Below are 3,591 nucleotides of genomic sequence, written 5' to 3'. Positions count from 1 at the left end.
GACGCGCTCGAAGCGCCGCACGCCACGATCGGCGTCCAGCACGAAGGCCACTTGCTCCGGCGGACGGTCCTCGATGCCCAGCCACTGCGTGTAGGCGGAGGAGCCGATCAGTGCACCGTTCTTGATGATCTTCCCGTAGGCGTCAGCCTCGTGGAAGTGCCCGAACAGGTACAGGTCCGCGTCGTTGGCGCGGGTCGTCCAGCGCGTCATCGGCACCAGCGTGCCACCGATGCCACCCAGGCTGCGGATCATGGTGCCGTGCTGTGTGGACACGCGGCGCCCATGCACCTCCATCAGGTGGCGCTCGGCGGCGGGGATGTGCCAGGCCACCTTCCCTCCCATGTCGCCCACGTATCGGCGCAGTGGGTCGTAGACGCCGATGTGCTCAATGCTGTGCTGGGTGCCGTTCTTGATGTGCTGCTTGTGCGTCAGGCGCCCGTGGTTGCCCGCGATGCAGACCACGTGGAGCACGCCCGGGGTAGCCTCCGCCATGGCGTGGATACCGGGCATGATGGCCGCCACGGCGGCGTCGCATTGCGCGCGCAGGCCCCCGTCGTTGGTCTCCCGCAGCTCATCGTGGATGTCGCCCGAGACGATGTCGCCGTTGAGCACCAGCAGGGTGTCATCACAGCTCTGCGTGCGGGCCATGTCCTCCCGGAGCCACAGCATGTTGCTCCAGCAGATCTCCATTCGCCGAGTGGCCTCCGCTAGGTCATAGTGGTTCTTGCCGAAGGTCTCCTCCCTCGTCACGCGCTCCCCGAAGTGGGTATCGCTCACCAGGAACACCGGCGTGGCGGCGCGCAGTCCGCTCTTGGGGCGTGACCGGGGGGTCACGATCTGCGGCGGGTGCGCCGGTGCGGCGTGCACGAAGGACAGTTCACTCTCGAGGGTCACGACGCGGGCCGCGAGTTCCTTCACCTCCGCGCGGGCGGTGTTGGCAGCCATGGTGGCGCGCGCCTCCGCGGTAACCCGTTCCGCGCTCCTGGGTGCCGGCGGCGGGCTGCTGCCCCGCGCGACCGTCACGCCAGCATTCTGGCGCCCCTGCATGCGGCGGAGATGCCCCTGCAGCTTGCCCCGGGTCCAGCCCAGGCTTGCCGCGGCCTGCTCCTGCGTGGGGTGCGCCGCTAGCGCGGCGAGGGTGGCATGCTCGTCCGCGCCTCGCGCGTGTGCGGTCAATTTCGTGTAGTCGTTCATGTCTCCGCCACCTGATCCAGTTGCAGGTTAGAGGGACTGCACTCCCGTGTGGTCATGATCATGTTGTCTTCTTGGCTTTATTGATAAGGCGACGTAGTTCACGAATCTCGTCCGGCTCCAGCTTGGAGTAGTCGAGTTCGTCCTTGCGATCCTGCACGGCGTCGCGTTGCATGTCGCGCACGAAGGTCATCAGCTTGTGGAGGTCATTCACCGGCACCACGACGCGGTGCTCTTCCTTCGCGGACATGCGCAGCAGCTTGTTGAGCTCGATCTGCGCCATGCGTAGCACCACGTCGGCGGTGTGATTCTGGACGGCCGCCGCGGGTACACGATCCAGGGAGTCCGCGGTTGCGAACGCCGCGGCGCGCGCGGCCCAGTCGTACTTGGCGGCGGCAGCACGCCAGCGCGGCTCGGGGATGCCCCGGGACTCCCCCGCCTCCAGCCAGTCGATGAACGCGAAATATTCCGTGTCCAGCTCGTCCGGGTGCTGCTGCCACATCTCCCCGAGCACCGCGAGCGCGGGCTGCGCGCGCAGCTTCTCGGCGAGCTGGATACTGTGTCCGGGCTTCTGCTTCACTCCTCATCACCCCCCTCGTCGACGGACCCCGCGCCCTGCTCATAGCGGGCGGCGCGGGCCACGGCCTCCCCGAGGCGACGGCCCCAGGTGCGTACGTCGTGGATCTCCAGGGCGTCGGAGTTATCGATCAGCTCGGCGAGGGCGCCCTCCGCTAGCTCGCGGAAGCGTTCGGGGGTGTAGTTGGGTCGTAGCATTGTCTGGTCAGTTCTTGGCGGATTGTGGTTGTGCGGTCAATTCAGCGTAAGCGCGCCATCGCGTCGAGCGTGGCGCGGGCGTACGGGACGATGTGCTCGGCGCCCCACTGCTGGACGTCGTTGCGGATGATCTGCCTATTCCAATCAAATTCAATGGCCACATCTCGCCATTTGATCTGCTTGTTGTGGTCGTTGCAGGTTCCAGGGACTGCACTCCCTTTTCGTTCTATCGGTACCACGAAGTCTGCGCGGAAGCTGCCGCGGCGGCCGACGGCGAAGCGCTGCACAATGTCGTAGTCTTCCGGGGGAATGCTGTCGATCCAGGCCAGGATCGCGGGTACCAGATCGGGGCGCCACGTGCGGCCGTGCTGATCGCGGTCACTCTCATAGTGGAACAGCCCACCGCCCGATAGGTTGCCATCCGCATGGAACACCGCCGCGTCCGGGATGTGCTGCTTGTATCCGCCGATCTTCCCGCCCCGATGCTCGTTCATGCTGTTCTGGTTTCCTGGTGGTTTCGTTGTCCGGTGTTGCAGGTTCTCGGGACTGCACTCCCGTTGTCCGGTGTTGCAGGTTCTCGGGACTGCACTCCCGTTGTTGTCCGGTCAAATCTAACCGTGACCTATCGCCCCGTGCGCTGCAAGGCGCTACGGTCGTTTTTCACCCGACGGGCGGCAATGGGAAGGCCGTGCAGACACATTCGGCAGGCTCCTGCGGATGGCCGCGGAAGCCATTGGTGCCCGACACAGGTGGGTTGGTCCAGGAGTGGCGCGTGCCCTCGAGCTCACGGTGCAACTCGCGCGTACCAGACTTGCTGTGCTCGGGGTGCGTCGTCCAGATATACTCGGTGCTGCCGACGGTCGCCGCGAAGTGCTGCACTGCGGCCGCATGCCAGGCCCGTAGTCGGTTCCCCAGGGCCGCCCGGGTCTCGGGCACGGGCTCCAGCGCGGGGGCCGCGGAGAGGCCCGGCGCCAGCCGCACGGTGCCCGCCCACGGCTCCGGGAGCGCCCGGGCTACCCCACGGCGGGCGTGGCGCTCCACCATTACCCAGGCCAGCAGCAGGGCCGCCAGCAGCAGATTCCTCCTCGCCTCGGGCGGGGTGTCCTCGGGGATGGCGTCCCACGCTGTCTCCAGGTCCGCGATGGCGTCATCGGGTGGCGCGGGGCCGCGCCGGCGGCGCGTCGCGGCGGCCGGCACCTGGTCGTGTCGGGGGCTGCGGCGGGTAGGTCGCGGCGCCCGGGATGCGGTCATTTTTGCTCCGATCGTTGCTTGCTAGTGCCCTTGCTGGCCAGGGCCTTGCCGGGCGCGCCGGCGGGGCCTGCCGGGGCGGGGCCGGGTGCGGTCTCCGTGAGCGCCACGCGATCGTCGTCGGGCGTGCCCAGCTTCTCCGGGTCGATGCCGCGCTTGGCACCCGCCACCACGTCAGACGCCTCGATGGCGCCGATGTCCCAGTAGACTTTCGTCGCGTTGGCGCGCGCCAGACGGGTCTGGCTCTTCTCATTCTCCGAGGCGTCGTAGAGCGAGGGCCAGCTCACCTTCACAGGCTTGCCAGCCACGGCGGACAGCACGCGATTCAGCTTCGGCCCGATGTAGCGGCGCCGGTAGTCGTGCGCCATGTTGTAGAGC

Annotated in this window: 6 protein-coding genes; all 6 read right to left on the bottom strand. The window is 67.6% G+C overall.

Going from position 1 to position 3,591, the window contains the following annotated elements; translation table 11 throughout:
• Nucleotides 1–1,194: hypothetical protein (locus tag VF092_28175; GenBank protein ID HEX6751200.1), on the bottom strand; the 1,194-nt coding region annotated here is incomplete at its 3' end.
• Between the two features lie 58 nt (nt 1,195–1,252).
• Nucleotides 1,253–1,771 (bottom strand): hypothetical protein, encoded by a 519-nt coding sequence (locus VF092_28170; GenBank protein HEX6751199.1) that lies wholly within the window; start codon nt 1,769–1,771, stop codon nt 1,253–1,255.
• Nucleotides 1,768–1,965 (bottom strand): hypothetical protein, encoded by a 198-nt coding sequence (locus VF092_28165; GenBank protein ID HEX6751198.1) that lies wholly within the window; start codon nt 1,963–1,965, stop codon nt 1,768–1,770. Before VF092_28165 ends, VF092_28170 begins: the two co-directional genes overlap by 4 nt.
• A 41-nt stretch (nt 1,966–2,006) precedes the next feature.
• Complete coding sequence (locus tag VF092_28160; protein HEX6751197.1) at nt 2,007–2,459, bottom strand: hypothetical protein; 453 nt, start codon at nt 2,457–2,459, stop codon at nt 2,007–2,009.
• A gap of 166 nt (nt 2,460–2,625) precedes the next feature.
• Complete coding sequence (locus VF092_28155) at nt 2,626–3,216, bottom strand: hypothetical protein (GenBank protein HEX6751196.1); 591 nt, start codon at nt 3,214–3,216, stop codon at nt 2,626–2,628.
• A partial coding sequence (locus VF092_28150) for a hypothetical protein (GenBank protein HEX6751195.1) occupies nt 3,213–3,591 on the bottom strand: 379 nt, incomplete at its 5' end. The genes VF092_28150 and VF092_28155, both read right to left, overlap by 4 nt.

Origin of the sequence: Longimicrobium sp. (genome assembly GCA_036377595.1) — a bacterium.
GTDB lineage: Bacteria > Gemmatimonadota > Gemmatimonadetes > Longimicrobiales > Longimicrobiaceae > Longimicrobium.
The sequence above is the reverse complement of the archived record's forward strand: the minus strand, read 5'-3'. Positions and strand labels throughout refer to the sequence as shown.

Coding starts and splice junctions, on each gene's coding strand:
- VF092_28160 (HEX6751197.1), bottom strand. CDS start 2,459: ATGAACGAGCATCGGGGCGGGAAGATCGGCGGATACAAGCAGCACATC.
- VF092_28155 (HEX6751196.1), bottom strand. CDS start 3,216: ATGACCGCATCCCGGGCGCCGCGACCTACCCGCCGCAGCCCCCGACAC.
- VF092_28165 (HEX6751198.1), bottom strand. CDS start 1,965: ATGCTACGACCCAACTACACCCCCGAACGCTTCCGCGAGCTAGCGGAG.